The 20415-nt window shown below is 37.3% G+C and carries 16 protein-coding genes; 7 read left to right on the forward strand and 9 right to left on the reverse strand.

Annotated features, from left to right (window positions below):
* Positions 1–144 precede the first annotated feature (144 nt).
* Together HMPREF0631_RS01390 and HMPREF0631_RS01395 are read left to right on the forward strand one after the other, a co-directional pair.
* Entirely contained in the window at positions 145–1596 is a 1452-nt protein-coding gene (locus HMPREF0631_RS01390) for a shikimate kinase (RefSeq protein ID WP_002842879.1), read from the forward strand.
* Entirely contained in the window at positions 1586–2518 is a 933-nt protein-coding gene (locus HMPREF0631_RS01395; RefSeq protein WP_002842941.1) for a DMT family transporter, read from the forward strand. Before HMPREF0631_RS01390 ends, HMPREF0631_RS01395 begins: the two co-directional genes overlap by 11 nt.
* Here HMPREF0631_RS01395 and HMPREF0631_RS01400 read toward each other — a convergent pair.
* The 7 genes from HMPREF0631_RS01400 to HMPREF0631_RS01430 all read right to left on the reverse strand — a co-directional run bounded on the left by HMPREF0631_RS01400 (position 2508) and on the right by HMPREF0631_RS01430 (position 8901).
* Positions 2508–3824, reverse strand: a complete 1317-nt coding sequence (locus HMPREF0631_RS01400) for a sensor histidine kinase (protein WP_002842984.1) — start codon at positions 3822–3824, stop codon at positions 2508–2510. The genes HMPREF0631_RS01395 and HMPREF0631_RS01400 overlap by 11 nt on opposite strands.
* On the reverse strand, positions 3814–4494 hold the full coding sequence (locus HMPREF0631_RS01405; protein ID WP_002843049.1) for a response regulator transcription factor: 681 nt from the start codon (positions 4492–4494) through the stop codon (positions 3814–3816). Before HMPREF0631_RS01405 ends, HMPREF0631_RS01400 begins: the two co-directional genes overlap by 11 nt.
* 336 nt (positions 4495–4830) lie before the next feature.
* Complete coding sequence (phoU, locus tag HMPREF0631_RS01410) at positions 4831–5490, reverse strand: phosphate signaling complex protein PhoU (protein WP_002843069.1); 660 nt, start codon at positions 5488–5490, stop codon at positions 4831–4833.
* Between the two features lies 1 nt (position 5491).
* Positions 5492–6241, reverse strand: coding sequence for a phosphate ABC transporter ATP-binding protein PstB (pstB, locus tag HMPREF0631_RS01415; RefSeq protein ID WP_002842999.1), 750 nt, complete (start codon positions 6239–6241; stop codon positions 5492–5494).
* Between the two features lie 19 nt (positions 6242–6260).
* Entirely contained in the window at positions 6261–7121 is an 861-nt protein-coding gene (gene pstA / locus HMPREF0631_RS01420) for a phosphate ABC transporter permease PstA (RefSeq protein ID WP_002842864.1), read from the reverse strand.
* Positions 7114–8007, reverse strand: a complete 894-nt coding sequence (pstC, locus tag HMPREF0631_RS01425; RefSeq protein ID WP_002842992.1) for a phosphate ABC transporter permease subunit PstC — start codon at positions 8005–8007, stop codon at positions 7114–7116. Before pstC ends, pstA begins: the two co-directional genes overlap by 8 nt.
* Positions 8008–8901, reverse strand: coding sequence for a substrate-binding domain-containing protein (locus HMPREF0631_RS01430; RefSeq protein WP_002842968.1), 894 nt, complete (start codon positions 8899–8901; stop codon positions 8008–8010).
* Between the two features lie 321 nt (positions 8902–9222).
* On the opposite strand from HMPREF0631_RS01430, the gene HMPREF0631_RS10095 reads away from it, so the two are divergent.
* The 4 genes from HMPREF0631_RS10095 to glmS all read left to right on the forward strand — a co-directional run bounded on the left by HMPREF0631_RS10095 (position 9223) and on the right by glmS (position 13325).
* Entirely contained in the window at positions 9223–9444 is a 222-nt protein-coding gene (locus HMPREF0631_RS10095) for a hypothetical protein (protein ID WP_002843008.1), read from the forward strand.
* Entirely contained in the window at positions 9410–10303 is an 894-nt protein-coding gene (locus tag HMPREF0631_RS01435; RefSeq protein WP_242821654.1) for an ABC transporter permease, read from the forward strand. The genes HMPREF0631_RS10095 and HMPREF0631_RS01435 overlap by 35 nt, the downstream gene beginning before the upstream one ends.
* 95 nt (positions 10304–10398) lie before the next feature.
* Positions 10399–10911, forward strand: a complete 513-nt coding sequence (locus HMPREF0631_RS01440) for a YiiX/YebB-like N1pC/P60 family cysteine hydrolase (protein ID WP_002842928.1) — start codon at positions 10399–10401, stop codon at positions 10909–10911.
* 587 nt (positions 10912–11498) lie between these two features.
* Entirely contained in the window at positions 11499–13325 is a 1827-nt protein-coding gene (glmS, locus tag HMPREF0631_RS01445) for a glutamine--fructose-6-phosphate transaminase (isomerizing) (RefSeq protein WP_002843083.1), read from the forward strand.
* A 254-nt stretch (positions 13326–13579) separates the two neighbouring features.
* Here the strand turns inward: glmS and HMPREF0631_RS01450 are convergent, their stop codons facing one another.
* Positions 13580–14980, reverse strand: a complete 1401-nt coding sequence (locus HMPREF0631_RS01450) for an alanine/glycine:cation symporter family protein (protein WP_002842850.1) — start codon at positions 14978–14980, stop codon at positions 13580–13582.
* 591 nt (positions 14981–15571) lie between these two features.
* Between HMPREF0631_RS01450 and HMPREF0631_RS01455 the strand changes: the two genes are divergently transcribed.
* Complete coding sequence (locus HMPREF0631_RS01455; protein ID WP_002842987.1) at positions 15572–16597, forward strand: cell wall-binding repeat-containing protein; 1026 nt, start codon at positions 15572–15574, stop codon at positions 16595–16597.
* A 241-nt stretch (positions 16598–16838) separates the two neighbouring features.
* Here the strand turns inward: HMPREF0631_RS01455 and rpoC are convergent, their stop codons facing one another.
* On the reverse strand, positions 16839–20408 hold the full coding sequence (gene rpoC, locus HMPREF0631_RS01460; protein WP_002842891.1) for a DNA-directed RNA polymerase subunit beta': 3570 nt from the start codon (positions 20406–20408) through the stop codon (positions 16839–16841).
* Between the last annotated feature and the right edge of the window lie 7 nt (positions 20409–20415).

A 20415-nucleotide genomic window follows, 5' to 3' on the forward strand; every position in this document is an offset into this window, starting at 1 on the left:
ATATGATAATTTATTGTATGTCTATTATCAACTCTTAAATTATTGAAAGTATTTTTTTAACAACCTATATTTGTTATAATATATTTAAATTGATTAATATAGGCAAACTTGTCAATTGAAATCGCATAATAAATGGAGGTAATTATGAAACACTTTGGACTGCTAGGTGAACACCTTTCACACTCCATATCACCACAAATCCACCAATATATATACCAAAAACTAAATATAAATGCAGACTATAGCTTGATTGAATTTCCAAGAGAGGACCTTGAGTCCATTATAAAGAGTCTTTATAGGAGTTCTATGTCTGGGCCTATATCCAGTCCTATGTCAGGTATCAATGTCACAATCCCCTACAAAAAGGATGTGATTCCTCTACTAGATAATATAGATGACCTCGCCAGGTCAATAGGCTCCATAAATACTATAAAAATAAACCAAGGTAAATTGTCAGGCTACAATACAGATTATTACGGGATTCAGGCCAGCCTAGAGGACTACCTCCCCCTAAAATCATCTACCTTCCTAATATTGGGTTACGGTGGAGCTTGCCTACCCCTTATAGCCTATCTCTTAAATGAAGGGGCAGAAAAAATATATATAGCCTCTAGAAATCCTCAAAAGGGTATAGATGACCTTGAATCTATTATGGGACCTGAAAACACTAGACCTGATATAGAATTTGTAGGCTACGATCAGCTAGATAAAATCAAGGGCAAGATAGTATTTAACACCACTCCCCTAGGAATGTTTCCAAACCTCGACCAATCAGCACTTTCTAAAGAGATATTCAAAAATTTTGATATAGCAGTAGACCTTATATACAATCCATGTGAAACCAAGTTCCTAAGAGACGCTAGAAGGTCTGGCTTGAAGTGTCAAAACGGCCTTAAGATGCTAGTCTACCAGGCTATCAGGGCAGTAGAAATATGGAACAATATCCAAATAGATAAGGATACAGCCTCTGATATATACAGGCACTTTAACAAAACCAATATAATAGAAAACACATACTTCAAACAGTCTCTAGATTTTAAAGAAAGCCTCAAACCTATTTACTTGGTCGGTATGCCAGCCAGCGGTAAGACTAGTCTTGGTAGCCTACTCGCTGACCTTTTGGGTATAGGCTTTGTAGACCTAGATAAGTATATAGAGGACACAACTGGTAAAAAACTTGAAGACATATTCAAAAAAGAGGGAGAAAGCGCATTTAGAGACTATGAAGAAGAGGCCCTATTAGCAACTTGTAAGCTAGAGAACACTATCATATCAACAGGTGGTGGTTGCATAACAAGGGAAAAAAACAGAGAAATATTAAACAACTCAGACATGGTCTTTTATATAGTAAGAGACTGTCAGACCATAATAGACAAGTCATCACTAGAAGATAGACCACTTATAAAATCGAACTCCAGTAGGATATTTGACCTATATAATAATAGAAAGTCCTACTATGAAGAGGTCGCTGACTACCCTATATACAATCGTTCCAGCCTTGAAACAGCCCTCTTTGATATGGTCGATATAATATTAGATAGGTACTCAGATAATAAAAATACCAAAAGAGAAGGTGAAAATATAAATGAAAAATAAACATAGACAAAAAGGTATTATAATGATGGTTATAGCTACATTCATGTGGGGTTTTATGGGTGTCAGCAGTCGTTACCTAAACGAAATACAGATGAACTCCTATGACATATCCTTTGTGAGGTCTAGCTTTGGTTTTGTCCTAACAGCCATATTTTTGTACTTCACAAATAAATCTGCCTACAAGGTCGATATGAAGGGACTTATATTTTGTGCCTTCTACGGTATACTCAACTTTGCAATAGGTATATCCGCCTATAGTTTTGCCGTGTCTAGGATACCCCTATCAGTAGCGACTGTCCTTATGTTTTCAAACCCTATATGGGTCACTATATTTGGATATATATTCTTTAAGGACAAGATCAGCCTAAAAAAGATAATCGTAGTATCAACCTGTATCTTTGGTTGTATGTGTATTATAGACATATTCTCCACAAGTGGAGCAAACCTAGACACCCTAGGAATACTGGCAGCCATATTCAATGGTATGACCTTTGCAATGCAGATAGTCCTACCACGTTTTGTAGAGGGTAAAATACAAAAAGACACAATCCTCTTATATGGATTTATGTCTTCTAGTATCTTTATCCTGTTCTTTACTGACATACCTAGGCTTGTATCAAGTGTCACAAGTTCAAATAATCCTATGTTCTACTTATTACATATCCTTGTTATTGGTATATTGTGCACATTCGTATCCAACAACCTATATGTAAAGTCTACCCACTATATAGGCACATCCTTGCCTAGCATGATGGTAGCCCTTGAACCAACATTTGCAAGTATATTAGCCTTTTTCATATTTGGAGAAAACATGAAAATTATCCAAATAATAGGTGCTCTTATAGTTGTTGGTTCTGTCTTTGCTATGGAACTCGATCTTAGGATAGTCCTAGCCAAGATTTTAAAACCCTTTAAGCATTAGGAAATCTTATCTCAAATACACTACCCTCTCCAAGCTTGCTGTCAACACTTAGACTTGCCCCGTGGACCATGGCACCGTGCTTGACAATAGATAGGCCCAGACCTGTTCCGCCTATCTCCTTGGAGTGGCTCTTGTCCACCCTGTAAAACCTCTCAAATATCCTATCTGTTTCCTCATCAGCTATACCTATTCCGGTATCAGTAACACGTATCTTTACTCCATCAAGGGTACTGCCTACCCATATAGTTACCTTGCCATTTTCCTTGTTGTACTTTATAGCATTCTCAACTAGGTTATAGACCATATCATCCAGTATCTGCCTTATGCCATGACATATGACTCTTTCTCCTTCTAAGGCTACCTTTATACCCTTGTCATTGGCCTGCTTGGCTAGTCGTGAACTTATCTCTCTGGACATTTCAAACAGGTCAACATCCTCTTTTTCTATATCTACATATCCCTCGTCCAATCTAGATATATTTATAATATCGTTGACAAGTTTTATCAATCTACTTGCTTCTTTATGGATCCTATCCGCAAAATTAGTGATGTCTTTTTCCTTGACTATGCCATTTTTCATAATCTCAGCATAGCCGGATATGGATGTAAGGGGTGTCTTTAACTCGTGGGAAACATTGGCTGAAAATTCCTTTCTCATATTGGACACCATATCCTTTTGCTTATTGTTTAAATCCATAGCCACCAAAAGTGGTTCAAGCTCCCTATAAGTGATATTTTCTAGGGGATTTTCTAGGTCTATATCGTTAATTGGACCTATAATCCTTCTAGTCTGCCACCTTGCTATCATCCAAGATAGGAGTAGCATAATCAAGAAAATACCCAACATAAATGGTAGAAAATCAATAGCAATAGCCACCATATTGTACATGGTCTTGGATACCCTGATTACACTTTTATCATTTAGAATAAGGGCATAGTAATACATATTCTTGCCTATAGTTTCAGACCTTCTAACGTCTTCACCGTATCCATTTTTAAGCGCCTCTACTACTTCTTTTCTCGTCTTATGATTTTCCAGGTCTTTTCTTCCCTGGGAGTCATATAGGACTTTGCCATCCTTGTCTATCTTGGTTATTCTAGTGTTTTTGTCAACATTATCAATGCTCTCTAAATACTGGGAGCCTGCTATATTCACAGCCTCCTGTATATACTTGGCCTCTTGCTTGACCTCATACTTCATAAGTCTAAGGTCCTGCCTATAGACAAATACAACCATGACTAGGTAGGATATTATAAGGACAAGACTAAGTGAAAACATCAGGACCTTTTGGACCCTATCTTTCATTTCTATCACCTACCCTATATCCTACTCCCCTTATGGTCTCTATTATATCGCCACTTAAACCTAGTTTCTGCCTAAGTGTCCTAATATGAACATCAACAGTCCTGGTCTCTCCACCAAAATCATATCCCCAAACAGTCTCCAATATTTTATCTCTTGTCATGACTATGTTTGGATTTTTCATCAGGAGATATAGTAGGTCAAATTCCTTTAGGGTAAGGCTCACTTGGTCTTGGTCAACCCTTACTTCATGTCTTTCAGGGTCCAACATTACATCCCCTATAACTAGGCACTTCTTGTCTGTCTCTATACTAGACCTTCTCATAACAGCCTTTATCCTAGATATCAGCTCCATCATGCCAAATGGTTTAGTCACATAATCATCTGCACCTGAGTCAAGACCTATTACCTTGTCGTATTCAGAACCCTTGGCTGTTAGCATTATTATAGGTATGTTCCTTGTTTTAGAGGATGCCCTTAGTTTTTTGAGTATAGACAAACCGTCCTCTTCCGGAAGCATAATATCGCACAGGACTAGATCAGGAAGTTCGTATTCAAGTGTCGCCCAAAATTTCTTGGGATTCTCAAATCCTCTAGCCTCCATACCTGTACTCTCAAGTGTATATATTACCAAATCTCTAATATTATCGTCGTCTTCAATATAAAATACCATAACTTCCTCCTCTATATTCCATAACAATTTATCTATACATGCAGGCACCCGAATAGTGCCCATAGTTTATAAGCTGTCCATAGCCTCAAAATCCAATCCTAGGCTATAATTTTAATCCTGCATAATCCTAATACTATTATACCAAATTACCACCCCTTTATCCGCAAAAAACTGCATAGCCTTAAGACTATACAGTTTATCTATCATACAATTTTATATATATTTCTTTTTATTAATTCAGTTTTTTATATTTATAGTTTGTACCTAGTATAATCAAGGTGTGCTTTATTATGATATACATTCAATATATATTTTATATACAACATGATATTAGTTTTAAGAGCGACCTGCCCTATGAACTCCAGTAATAGAGAACTCAACCCACTCAGCTATATTTGTCGCATGGTCTCCTATCCTTTCAAGGTATTTTGTAACCATTATAATATCGAATATCCACTCAGCATTTTCTACATTATTGTTTTGGATATAGTCCGCCACATTGGTCCTTACCTTCCCGAAGAACTTGTCTATCTTGTCGTCCTCTTCCATTACATACCTTGCCATTTCAAGGTCATTGTCTACATAGGCCTTTATGGAGTGCCTTACCATCCTAGATGTAGCCTCAGCCATTGTACCTATGCCCTTTATATCAACTGTATCTTCATTTTTAAAAGTCAATACTATCTCAGCTATATTTGAAGTCTGGTCTCCTATACGCTCCATATCCGTAATCATCTTTAGGGCTGAAGATATCTTTCTAAGGTCTTTGGCAACAGGCTGCTGCTGGAGTAACAACCTAAGACATATCCTCTCTATGTCTTTTTCCATCTGGTCAATCTCTTCATCTGCCTCTATAACTGCCCTCGCCTGGTCTGTATTTCCTTCTATAAGGGCCTTGGTAGCCTCTGCTATAGCTATTTCACATAACTCACCCATACGAGTAAGGTCCTCATCTAGTTTCTTGAGCTTCTTATCAAAAATATTTTCTTTAACCATCTTAACCAAACCTTCCTGTTATATAGTCCTCTGTACGCTTGTCTGCAGGTATAGAGAATAACTTTTCTGTGTTGTTGTATTCGACTACTTCACCCATCAAAAAAAATGCTGTATTATCAGATACACGCACTGCTTGCTGCATATTGTGTGTCACCATGACTATTGTGTAGTCTTTTTTCAGCTCCATTGCTAGCTCCTCTATCCTAGATGTAGATATGGGGTCAAGGGCCGATGTCGGTTCGTCCATAAGTATTATCTCTGGTTCTACTGCAAGAGCTCTAGCTATGCATATCCTCTGCTGCTGGCCGCCAGACATACCTAAAGCAGACTTTTTAAGCCTATCCTTAGTCTCATCCCATATGGCTGCATCCCTAAGAGATTTTTCAACTATATCATCCAACTGGCTCTTCTTTTTTATGCCATGAGTTCTAGGTCCAAAGGCTATATTGTCATATATACTCATAGGGAAGGGATTGGGCTTTTGAAATACCATACCCACTCTCTTTCTTAGCTGGTTGACATCATATCCCTTGTAGATATCCTTGCCGTCCAACAATATCTCCCCATCTATCCTACAAGACTCAACTAAGTCGTTCATGCGGTTTATTGACTTCAATAGGGTAGACTTGCCACAACCACTAGGCCCTATAAAGGCTGTTATCTTATTTTTTTCTATCTCCATATTGATATTTTTAAGAGCCTTAAAATCATCATAATACAGGTCTAGGTTTTTTATACTTAATATTCCCATCTATTGTTTTCCTCTTTCTTTAATTCTTTACCAACCTTCTAGCAACAACACTAGAAAGCGTATTTATTCCAACAGTCATAACTAGTATTACGACTGCTGTTGCATAGGCCTGGTTCATATATAGGCCTTCACTTGCCAAAGTATACATATGAACTGCCAAAGTCCTACCTGAACCCATTATAGAGCTCGGCACATTGGCTGCAGTACCAGCTGTATACATAAGAGCTGCTGTCTCTCCAACTATCCTTCCTACTGCCAAGATTATTCCCGCCAGTATTCCAGGCACTGCTGAAGGAAGGACTATCTTAAATACAGTCCTTAGCTTTCCTGCCCCAAGTCCAAAACTACCCTCTCTAAAAGAATTTGGAACGGACTTTAGGGCCTCTTCTGTAGTCCTGATTATCAGTGGAAGGATCATTATAGCCAGGGTAAAAGCCCCTGCTATCATGGAAAATCCCCAGCCCAATGTATCTACAAAGAAGAGTAGTCCAAATAGACCATATACTATTGATGGTATACCTGACAGGGTCTCAGTAGTGAGTCTTATCAGTCCCAATAGCTTATTGCCCCTGCTTGCGTACTCAACTAGGAATATAGCAGCAAATATCCCAAGTGGAACTGCTATTACTAGCGAAATCAGGGTCATAATAAGCGTATTTATAAGGGCTGGCATCAATGATGCATTCTCAGACGTATGCTTAAATTCAAAAATAGAAGAATTTATATAGGGAAGACCATTTATAAGTATGTAGGCTATAATACCTATCAGTACTGCAAAAGTCATAACCGTAGCAAGCATTACTAGTAACATTACTACAAGGGACTTTGGATGAGCCTTATATTGTCTTAGCCTCTCTTTTATATTCGATTCTTTATTCATTGCTAGACCTCCTGTTTAGTAGGCTCACACTCGCATTTATAATCAGTATGAATACGAACAAGACTAGACCTGTCCCTATTAGCGCCCCCCTGTGTAAGTCGGTTGCATAGCCCATCTCTATAACGATATTTGCTGTAAGGGTCCTGACTCCCTTAAATATTCCAATCGGCATCCTGGCCTGGTTGCCAGCCACCATTATAACTGCCATAGTCTCACCTATTGCACGACCTATACCAAGGACTATACCTGCTATTAGGCCTGACTTAGCTGCTGGAATTATAATCTTAAAAATTGCTCTTTCATGGGTAGCTCCTAAGGCAAGAGCTCCCTCATAATAAGACTTGTTTACAGAACGTATAGCAGATTCTGTAACTCCTATTATAGTTGGTAGTATCATCGTACCCAGCAGGATAGAAGCTACAAATATACCACTTCCATTACCGCTATATGATATAAGTCCCATACCATTAAGTAGGTGGGAAAACTGCCTAGTCCAAGGTACCAATACCACTAGACCAAAGAATCCGTAGACTACTGAGGGTATACCTGCTAGTAGTTCACTTGCAGCCTTTAGGGGTCTATATATTTTCTCTGGACAGTACATAGCCATAAATACTGATGTAAGTATGCCTATTGGTACACCCACTAGGATGGCTCCAGCTGTTACGTAAATACTTCCGACTATCATTGGGAATATTCCGTACATGTCCATATTTGGTTTCCAGATTCTACCAGTTATGAATTTCATAAATCCAACCTGGCCTATAGCTGACAAACCATTATAGAAAAGAAATACACATATTAGTGCTACAGCCATTACTGATGTTAGGGCTGCAAGCATAAATACTATCTTCATAAATCTTTCATACCATTGACTTTCTTTCATTTATTTTGTTACCTCTTCCCAAGTCATCACCTGGCCTGTATATATCTTCTTGACCTGGTCCATAGTCAATTCACTTGTAGTATTTGCCTTATTTACTATGACTGCTATACCATCTATAGCTATTACCCTAGGCTCTAGTCCCTTTGACAATTCACTGTCTTTTAACTCCCTAGATGCCATACCTATATCATAGCTGCCATCTGCTGCAGAAGTCATGCCTGTAGTAGAATCTGTAGTCTGTAGTTCGATATCAGCGCTAGGATTTAGCTTCTTGTAAGACTCTATTAGCTTTTCCATGACTGGAGATACTGATGAAGAACCTCCTACTGTTATCTTTCCTGATGGCTTGGAAGATGTAAATTCTTTTGCAGAATCAAGGGGTATAAAGTGGTTATCAGATACTACCTTCTGTCCCTCTTTACTCATTATGTAGTTTATAAAGTCTTCTGATATAGGATTTTTCTTGTCCTTTTTAGTTGCTATATTAAAGTTTCTAGCTATTTTATAAGTCTTATCCTTTATGTTTTTCTCATTTGCCTCAACCCCATCTATCTTTAGGGCCTTTACCTTGTCATTTAAAGAACCCAAAGATACATAACCTATGGAATATTCATTGCCTGCTACACTAGTCATCATTACTGAAGTACTATTAGTTATTTCAGCATCTTGAGTAGTCATATCTTCCTTTTTATCTCCATTTTTTTCTTCTATCTTGAACAATTCTACAAAGGCGCCTCTTGTACCTGAACCGTCTTCACGAGATATTATAGATATATCCTTGCTGCTATCCCAAGATGAACTAGCAGATTTCCCTGAACTACCACATCCTGTTGCCATTATTGATACCATACCTGTTAAAATTACTAGTGATCCGATTTTCTTTTTAAGTCTCATTCCTTAACCTCCTTCAATCATATTTAGAATAAACTTACCTTATATTTATAATTCCTACTTGATATTCGACTAGGCATTATAAGCCAGTCAACCTATCTCCTTGACTATTATATTATTATACAAATGTAAAGTATCTACTATGACTTTGTAAAATAAATGTAAAACACACAATATTTTTATGATTTAATCGAAATATACTAATTTACTGTAAAGTGTAAAATATGGTTAAATTTAAATGTTTAATCATTTTAAAGTATTGATTATATGCCTATATATTTATATAATGGTAATTGAAAAGCGTATAAAAGGAGGTCTATCGAAATGAAAAAGAAAATTTCAGGAATAGCATTTCTGATAATTACTTTAATATCTTTCTTGCTAGTAAATATGAAAAATGAGTTGTTTACGAAAGACTACTACATTGGTATAGTTATGGTTCAGGGAGATAGTAGGCCGGAAATTACTTTTTTTAATAAATCACTTGCAAAAATTGGAAACTTACATCTAGATGCAAAAGATTTTTTTAAGGATTTTCAACTATAATAAAATTGAACAAGATGATAAATCTTTTTATTTCGTCCAAGACTCTAGTATATTTTCCAATAACAATGATTTATTAAAAGTCAATAAAAATAATTTTAAACAGACAAAAATAAAAATTAATAATTATCCCAGCTATTTTCACGTTGGAAAAAATAATATTTACTCAGTGGAAATACTCTTAGGAAAATCCAACCTTGGTATTTATAACAAGGAAAAAAATACAGCAACTAGCAACGAAAAAATAAATACCACTCTATCTCCTTCAATTTTTGAGTATAAATCTGATTTATATTACTACAAAAATGATACAAATAAAGTTACTTTATACAATCATATGAAAAAGAAAGATGAGCTATCCATAGAAGGTATAAATGAAGTTCTATGTACAAATTTGAGTAATGATACTGCATACATACTTGGAAAATATACCGAAGATGATGAAAAAGGACAAATTCGTGAATATATCATAACCAAATATAATCTCAAAACAAAGGAAAAATCTAATATTGTAATACCTAATAAAGACTATAGATATGTGTTTGCAGATTTAATATTAGTAAATGATAAAATTATATTATTTGAAGATATTAATCTAGTTGCATTTAAAAATAAAAAAGATGTCATGTATATAGACATGAATAAAGAAGAAGTTACTAGTATTTCACTTGACTATTACCCTCAATCTATTGGACTTGACAAAGTGAATAATATAATATTTATTTCTAAAAATAGTATTTCAATATACGACAAGGACTTTAAATTAATAAAACATAAAAAAATCAACATCATCAAAGAAGAAGACTACGAAAGAAAATTTAATTCACATGTATTTATAGGAAGAATCAATGAAAAAAATTAAGTTATTAATTCTTATATGAATTTAACAATTTACCTACCGAAACACAATGTATTTTAAAAAATATGAGTAAATTAGAAAAAATAGGTATTATTTTAATGAAAAAGGAAATTAATGAGCCTAAGATAAGACCTAGATCAGCTGGAAATCCGTCAGATTTTAGCAGATTAACTAAAGGAGATATACTTATTACCAATGATAACAAAAGTTATCATTGTCTAAGACACGGACATGCTGCTATGTTGGTAGATGGATCTACGGTTGTAGAAGCTGTAAGATCGGGAGTAAGAAAATATAAATATGATTGGTTATCTAGATATAATACTTGTTATGCCTCAAGAGTATATGGAGGAGAAAACAAATTTGAAAACACAAACAAAACATGGGCACAGGTCGCTACGGATTGGGCGTGTGGTAAAGTAGGAACCCCTTACAAAATAACCGCAGATAAAGATACCACAAAAACTTTTTATTGCTCACAGCTAGTATATCGTTCATATTTATCTGCCTCGAAAAGAAAGATAGACCTAAGTATGGACTCTATATATGTATTGCCCATGTCATTATATTTTAACCCAAACACTTATAGCGTCGCTATGTATGAAAAGTAGATAGTCGATAAGTCATATAGTTTTTATTAACTTAGAGGAGCTAAAATTGCAATATCAATAGTCACCGTTATAATGTCGCTAATGACAGTGACACACTTCATCTTGAATACGTTTTGCTAGTGATATTGAAAACATTATTTAACAAACTTGCAAAATACCTAAGCAAAATTTAAGTTTTTGTGGTAAAATAGTCTTACGGTTGAAGAACTTAGGGTCATAATATTGATTATCTCTCAGGTTCACACACATTCAACCTAAGAACATAGGTCTTGATTCAATCTGCATGGTGTCAATTTGCTCCTTGCAAATTTGAGTCGGAGGTTACAATTGTAGTTTGTATCAATTATTAAAAAGTATTTGAAATGTTAACACAAGCATTGTCATGCATTTATGTGTTGATAAGACATTTGTATGCTTAGCGCCAGACTGATATTTCAGTTAACGAGGACGAAGAAATCGAGATATTCGGCGGATACTTCGCGGTGGCCTACCATCGAAAGGTATACCTTAAAAGCAGGAGTGATCCTGTAACAAAGGGTCTACTAGTAGGGGCCTGTTTCTTATTTATATTTTAGGAGGAACAGAAAATGTGTGGAATAGTAGGATATTTAGGTAAGAGAAATGCAGCAGACGTCATAGTCGATGGTCTGTCTAAGCTTGAATACAGGGGTTATGATTCAGCAGGGGTTGCTGTAAACACTGGTAATGAGCTTGAAATAAGAAAGTTCCAAGGAAGGCTATCAGTCCTTGCAGATAGTCTAAAGGAAAACAACATCATAGGAAGTGCAGGTATAGGACATACTAGATGGGCAACTCATGGTGAGCCTTCAGATGTAAACTCCCATCCTCATTTTAACAAAGACAAGACCCTAGCAGTAGTTCACAATGGTATAATAGAAAACTACCTAGAACTAAGATCTCAATTAGAAGCTGAGGGCGTTGTATTTGTATCTAAGACAGATACAGAAGTAATAGCCCACCTATTAGACAAGTACTATGATGGCAACCTTTTGGATGCCGTATACAAGACTATAGGAGACCTAAGAGGTGCCTATGCCTTAGGTGTTGTATCAGCAGACCACAACAATGAATTAGTGGCTGTTAGAAAGGATAGCCCACTTATAGCAGGCGTTGGTGAAGATGAAGCCTTTATAGCATCAGATATACCAGCCCTATTAAAATACACAAGAGACGTCTACTACCTAGACAATGGCGAAGTTGTCCATATACTGGATGGTGACATTAAGATATATGATGAAGAAAGAAACTTAGTTGATAAAACTCTTAACCATATAGATTGGGATACAAAGGCTGCTGAAAAGGGTGGATATTCTTGCTTTATGGAAAAGGAAATCTTTGAACAGCCAGAAGGTATCAAGTTGACTCTTGAAAGAAGACTAAATGAAGATGGCAATATAGTCCTAGATGACATCAAGTTGGACAGGGAATACCTTGAGTCAGTAAAGAATATTTATATAGTTGCTTGTGGTACAGCCTACCATGCAGGTGTACTAGGAAAGACAGCAATGCAGAAATTCATGGGAATTCCTGTTACAACAGATATAGCATCAGAATTTAGATACAATGATAACTTCGTTGACGAACACTCACTAGTTATCCTTGTCAGCCAGTCAGGTGAAACAGCAGATACCCTAGCAGTTCTAAGAGACTCAAAGAAAAAGGGTGCTAGGATCCTTGCAGTTACAAATGTTGTAGGTTCATCAATAGCAAGAGAGGCAGATGACGTATTCTACACATGGGCTGGACCAGAGATAGCAGTTGCATCTACTAAGGCCTACACTACTCAGATAGTAGCCCTATATATGATGGCTCTTAACTTCGCTCTTGAAATGGGCAAGATAGATAAGGACTTCTACCATGAAACTATAGAAAAAATGAAGGGCATACCTGCTAAGATCCAGGAAGTACTGGATAATGCCAAGCTGGTAGAAACAGTAGCCAAGGGAATGGTTGAAAAAGAACACGCCTTCTTCCTAGGAAGGGGTATCGACTACTCACTAGCTATGGAAGGTTCTCTAAAGCTTAAGGAAATATCTTATATACACGCAGAAGCATTCGCAGCAGGAGAATTAAAGCACGGTACTATAGCCCTTATTGAAGATGGTACGCCTGTTATAACTATAGCTACTCAGCAAAATATGTTCGATAAGATGGTATCCAACATGGAAGAAGTAAGAGCTAGGGGTGCTTATGTGGTAGCAATCGCTCAGAGACACAACAAGGAAGTTGAAAAGGTATCTAATGAAGTAATTTATATACCAGACTCAGACGACCTACTATCACCTATAATAGCTGTTGTTCCAATGCAGTTACTTGCACTTAACGTATCAACTCTTAGAGGGTTAGATGTTGACAAGCCAAGAAACCTTGCTAAATCAGTTACAGTTGAATAGATTATAATTTTGAGTGAAGACAAAGTCTTCACTCTTTTTTTGCTTGACAACTTTAACACCAATTGCTGCAAATGCACAGGAAGGTATGGTAAGCTATAAAAACGGAATATCTCAACAGAAAATCGCCTTAGTACATATGTTAAAAGAAAAAAGGCGTATGAATTATTTATCATACGCCTTTTAACATTGCCTTAACATTAAAGTAAACTTTGGGATGTTTTAATGTTATTTTGTATTTTTTGTCCTTGTGTGCTTTACTTAGGTTGATACTTTTCTGGTACTGCCCCTAGATACTCTTCCTCTGATGTCCTTACCCTCTCAGGATCCTTAAAGAAGTCCTGTACTAGGTTAACGACTACCTTTGACATCAATACCAAGGCAATCAAGTTTGGCAGTGCCATAAGACCGTTTAGTGTATCTGATATAGCCCATATAGTCTGTAGTCCGCCGATTGATCCAACCAATACTAGTGGTATATATAAAATCCTGTACGCCATGACTGCTTTTTTGCCAAGTAAGTACTCTGTACACTTTTCACCATAGTATGACCAACCCAATATTGTAGTAAAGGCAAATAGGGTAAGCCCAACTGATACTATATACTGTCCACCCGTAAATCCCTGCTGGAAGGCAGCTGTAGTAAGGGCTGCTCCCTGTAGCCCAGAGTTCCATACTCCAGATACCAATACCACTAGGGCTGTCATTGAACAGATAACTATAGTATCCATAAATACTTCAAATACTCCCCACATACCCTGTCTAACTGGATGGTCCGTAGTTGCTGCTGCATGAGCTATAGGTGCACTACCAAGACCAGCTTCATTTGTAAATACTCCTCTTGCTATACCGTTTCTCATGGCCATCTTAAGAGTTGATCCTGCAAATCCACCCACTGCTGAATGACCTGTAAATGCTGAACCGAATATCAAGCCAAATGCGTGTGGTACCTGGTTTATGTTTATAAATATAATTGCAAGAGCTCCAACTATATAAAGTAGGGCCATAAGTGGAACTAGCTTCTCTGCTACGGCACCAATTCTCTTTATACCTCCAAGTATTACTACACCAGCAAGCACCATTAGAACTACACCGACTATAGTCTTGTTGGCTCCAAATGAAACATTAAGAGCCTCTGCTATAGAGTTTGATTGAGTCATACACCCTATACCAAATGATGCACAGGCTCCAAATAGTGCAAATATCTTGGCAAGTCCCTTGTGACCTAGACCTCTTTGAATATAGTACATAGGTCCACCTGAAAAAGAACCATCATCATTCTTGACCCTATATGTAACTGCTAGGGCTACTTCAGAAAATTTTGTTGTCATTCCAAGTATAGCTGATAGCCACATCCAAAATACTGCACCAGGTCCACCTACTGCTATTGCAAGTGATACACCTGCTATATTACCTGTACCTACAGTTGCTGCTAGGGCTGTTGAAACCGCCTGAAATGCCGATACCTCTCCGTCTCCACCTGCATCCTTTTTGAACATCTTGAACAAGGTACTCTTTATAATATAGGCAAATTTTCTAATAATAGTAAACCTTGTAATGCTACTTAGCAGTAAGCCTGTTCCTAATAGTAGTATCAGCATAGGCCAGCCCCATACTACCTCTCCGATTGATTTGTTGATTTCTAAAATAAAGTCCATAACCTTTCCCCCCGAAAACCTTCCAATTAGTTTTTATTTTTTAAAGTTTGACTCAGATTATCTATATCTATATTTTATATTCTTAATTTGAATTTAGTTTGTATTTTCTAAAATTAAGTCTAACTTTATTATATATCCTTTCGAGATACATTTGATAACCAGCTGAAAACCATATAGACACTTTCAGTACCGTATAGAAAAGCCTTTATCATTTTTTACTTTCAAATCATCCTTGAATTATATATGAATTTAATATGAAATTTTTCAGGAGTACTCTTATTTTTTTTAATTTTTAGCCCTATTTTTTTGATAATATTTTATTTATTAAAGTTATACAGGGTATTAATTTTGTTTAATAAATATCATTTTTAATGTTCTTCTTCATATTCACTTTAATAAAATTATTTTAATTTATTTATCAACAGTCATATTTATTACTCTGTGGCAGAACATATCTACTAATCTTTTATCGTGGGATATAGGCTGAGGATTAACTTACTTGGTTCTCAAGATTTTTATATTATAGTTATGTTTTTTATACTGTAATATGGTATAATATTATAACAAAATATTATTAGGAAGGTGATAGTAATGAAATTTACAAAGAAAATTTTATCTGTACTATGTGTTGGAGTTCTTATCTTGTCCGGTATAGGCGCCTCATCTGATGCCCTATGGAAAAACTATAGGCCATACGGTGGTTTTGATGGGTCTTGGAAAAGGTTTTATGGAAGGGATAGAATTAAGACTTCTGAGTACACAGCCAACTCTCTAAACCCTCATAAGAACGCTACTGATGTACACCCTCTACCAGCTGGTCAGAGTGTACCTACAGTAATAGTAAACCAAAATAGTTTCCAGGATGGTCTTAGTGCTCAAAATATATGTAGCGCATTCAATGCCAGACTTTTACTGGTAAGGCCTGACTATGCAAATATAGGATTTATGAAGGGATATTATCACAGTAAGACTGTATACATCTTGGGTAGTGAAAAAGAAATATTTGCCTCTACTGAAAAATATATCAAGAGATTTATGCCTGGTACTAATGTTGTAAGAATAGGACACGCAAGTGCTTATGAGAGAAACTTGGCTACTCTAAAGATGGGTGGATTTAAAAACCTAGCTGTTGCAGATGGAAGAAACTTCCCAGATGCCCTAACAGCCTCTGCCCTATGCAATAATAAAAAATTAGGTCTTATGTTGGTTGATGGTTCAAGAAATTACAATATACCTGCTGGATCTCATGTAAGCTACACTATAGGTGGTGAATCATCAGTCGCTCAAAATGGTGGAGTTAGACTTTCAGGTCAAAATAGGTATGAAACTGGTAAGGCCGTTATGAGAGAAATGGCAGGCTATGACAACTTGCTATTTGTAGACGGTAGAAAGTTCCCAGACTCTATAAGTGCAATCAACCTTATAAAGCCTAGAAATGCAGGTCTTCTACTAATAGCTGATGGTAGAGACAATTCAGATATGAAGGAATTCTTAATAAAACTTCCTGCCAAGGCAGATGCTGGCTGGGATATAGAAAAGAGTGGATATGCCCTTATAATAGGTGGTATGAACTCACTAGCTGATAATACAGTAATACAGATGCTATACCCTAGATAATAAATATATATCGACATCAGACTCTATTAGCTGTATAATATCGGTATTACAGAATTGAGTTTATAAATACACAACTAAAAGTCCCTAGGATGGTCAATATCCTAGGGATTTTTACATTGTTCATTAAATCCTTAGATGCATCTACATAAGCTCTTTTATAATATTATACGGTTAAGTTTGTAAATTTCTTTCACTTTTTAAAAATTTATAAAAAAAGACCCCACTCGGGGGTCTTTTTAGACTATACCATCATATCGTCTTCAGCTACGTCTATTTCTTCTATTTCTTCTATTTCTTCTATTTCTTCAACTTCTTCAACTTCAACTACTGGTTCGTCTTTTTCTATGGCTATATTTCTATACTTCTTCATACCTGTTCCTGCTGGTATCAGCTTACCAAGGATTACATTCTCCTTTAGACCTATCAAGTGGTCTTCTTTACCCTTGATAGCAGCGTCTGTAAGGACTCTTGTAGTCTCCTGGAATGATGCTGCTGATAGGAATGAGTCTGTAGCAAGTGATGCCTTAGTAATACCTAGTAGGACTCTCTTAGCTACTGCTGGTCTAAGTCCCTTAGCTATTGCTTCTTCATTGCACTTGTTGTATGTAAGAACTTCTTCGTATCCACCTGGTAGTAGGTCTGTATCTCCTGGATCTTCAACCTTTACCTTAGATAGCATCTGTCTTACGATTACTTCTATATGTTTGTCGTTGATATCAACACCCTGCAGTCTGTAGACCCTCTGTACTTCCTTAACGATGTATTCCTGAACTCCACCGATACCATTTACCCTTACTATATCATGAGGGTTGATAGAACCCTGAGTAAGTGGCTCTCCGGCTTCAACATACATATCGTTCTTTACCTTTATTCTTGAACCATAAGGTATTGGATATACTTCAGATTCACCATCTGCAGATGTAACTATAACTTCTTTTCTCTTGCCTGATTCATCTATCTGTACTGTACCAGATATCTCTGTGATGACTGCAAGACCCTTTGGCTTACGAGCCTCGAACAATTCCTCGACTCTTGGAAGACCCTGAGTGATGTCTCCACCGGCAACTCCTCCTGTATGGAAGGTACGCATTGTAAGCTGTGTACCCGGTTCACCGATTGACTGGGCAGCTATTATACCTACTGATTCACCGATGTTTACTGGCTTACCAGTTGCAAGGTTTCTACCGTAACACTTAGCACAAACACCGTGTTCAGTCTTACAATTAAGTACTGTTCTTATCTTTACCTTTTCGATGCCTGCAGCAACTATTCTGTCTGCGTCATCTTCTAGGATCATTGTGTCTGCTGGTACTAATTCCTGACCTGTAGCAGGATCAATGATTGGGTCTATTGTGTATCTACCAACTATTCTATCTCTGATTTCCTCGATTACTTCGTTTCCATCCTTGATAGCAAATATTTCAGTAGTTTCAGTAGTACCACAATCTATATCTCTAACTATAACGTCCTGGCTGACGTCAACTAGTCTTCTTGTCAAGTAACCTGAATCGGCTGTACGAAGGGCTGTATCGGCAAGACCCTTTCTGGCACCATGTGAAGATGTAAAGTATTCCATAACTGATAGACCTTCACGGAAGTTAGACTTAACCGGAATTTCCACTGTCTTACCAGATGCATTGGCCATCAGACCACGCATACCAGCCAGCTGTCTTATCTGGTTCTTAGAACCTCTGGCTCCTGAATGGGCCATTATGAATATGTTATTCATTCTGTCTAGTCCATCCATTAGGGCATCAGTAACCTTCTCAGTTGTCTCTGTCCAAGTCTCGATTACCTTTTCGTATCTTTCGTCATTAGATATTAGACCTCTTCTGTAGGCCTTTTCGTACTTGTCTACTAGGGCTTCTGCTTCCTTGATGTATGTATACTTAGCCTCTGGTATATCCATGTCTGCAACGGCAACTGTTATACCACCTACTGTTGAGTACTTGTAACCCATTGACTTAACATAGTCAAGTAGCTCTGCTGTCTTAGTATTTCCGTGCTTTCTAAAGCACTTATCTATAATCTTTCCTAGTGACTTCTTGTCAGTAAGGAAGTCTACTTCTAGGCTAAATGGATCCTTTTCTCTATCTACAAATCCAAGGTCCTGAGGTATACCTTCATTGAAGATAAACCTACCTACAGTTGACTCTACTAGAGATTTTCTACCATCTTCTAGAGTAACTCTTAGCTTAACTGCTGCATGTATTTCTACCTTGTGGTTGAAGTATGCAAGTAGTAGTTCGTTGTAGTCCTTGAATACTGAACCTGTTCCCTTGGCACCTTCTTGAGCTTCTATAGTCAAGTAGTATGAACCAAGAACCATATCCTGTGAAGGAGTAGTAATAGGAGATCCATCCTTAGGTGCTAGTATGTTGTTTACTGATAGCATTAGGTATCTTGCTTCTGCCTGGGCTTCTACTGATAGCGGAACGTGAACGGCCATCTGGTCACCGTCGAAGTCGGCATTATAGGCTGTACACACTAGTGGGTGAAGCTTGATAGCCTTACCTTCAACTAGAACTGGCTCAAAGGCCTGAATTCCAAGTCTATGTAGAGTAGGGGCACGGTTAAGTAGGACTGGGTGGCTCTTGATTACTTCTTCAAGCACATCCCAAACTTCTGGTTTTACCTTTTCTACTATAGTCTTTGCAGACTTGATATTGTGGGCATATCCCTTTTCTACTAGCTTGTCCATTACGAATGGCTTGAATAACTCAAGAGCCATCTTCTTTGGAAGACCACACTGGTAGAACTTTAGTTCTGGACCAACTACGATAACAGAACGACCAGAATAGTCAACTCTCTTACCAAGTAGGTTCTGTCTGAAACGTCCCTGTTTACCCTTTAGCATATCTGATAGAGACTTAAGTGGTCTGTTACCAGGTCCTGTAACTGGTCTACCACGTCTACCATTGTCTATTAGGGCATCTACTGCTTCCTGTAGCATTCTTTTTTCATTTCTAACGATGATTTCTGGAGCACCTAGCTCAAGAAGTCTCTTTAGTCTGTTGTTTCTGTTTATAACCCTTCTGTAAAGGTCATTAAGGTCAGATGTTGCAAACCTACCACCATCTAACTGAACCATAGGTCTTAGGTCTGGCGGTATTACTGGTATAGCCTCAAGTATCATCCATTCTGGCTTGTTGCCTGACTTTTTGAAGGCTTCAACAACTTCCAATCTTCTGATTGTTCTTATTCTCTTCTGACCTGTAGCATCTACTAGGTCTTCTCTTAGTTCCTTTGACTGCTGGTCTAGGTCTATTCTCTCAAGAAGCTTCTTGACAGCCTCTGCACCTATACCTACTTCAAAGTCATAACCATACTTTTCTACTGCATTTCTGTACTCTCTCTCAGTTAGGACCTGCTTGTGGGCAAGACCTGTTTCCCCTGGATCGATTACTACATATGATGCAAAATAAAGTACCTTTTCAAGAGATCTTGGTGACATATCAAGTAGTAGTCCCATTCTTGATGGTATACCCTTGAAGTACCAGATATGAGACATAGGAGCAGCTAGCTCTATATGACCCATTCTCTCTCTTCTTACCTTGGCCTTAGTAACTTCGACACCACATCTGTCGCATACTACACCCTTGTATCTTACTCTTCTATACTTACCACAGTGGCATTCCCAGTCCTTAGTAGGTCCAAATATTCTTTCACAGAATAGACCGTCCTTCTCTGGCTTTAGTGTTCTATAGTTAATTGTTTCTGGTTTCTTGACTTCCCCTCTTGACCACTGTCTGATTCTTTCCGGTGAAGCAAGACCTATCTTTATCGACTCAAAATTGTTTAATTCAAACAAGGAGTTC

It is taken from the genome of Peptostreptococcus anaerobius 653-L (assembly GCF_000178095.1).
Taxonomy (GTDB): domain Bacteria; phylum Bacillota; class Clostridia; order Peptostreptococcales; family Peptostreptococcaceae; genus Peptostreptococcus; species Peptostreptococcus anaerobius.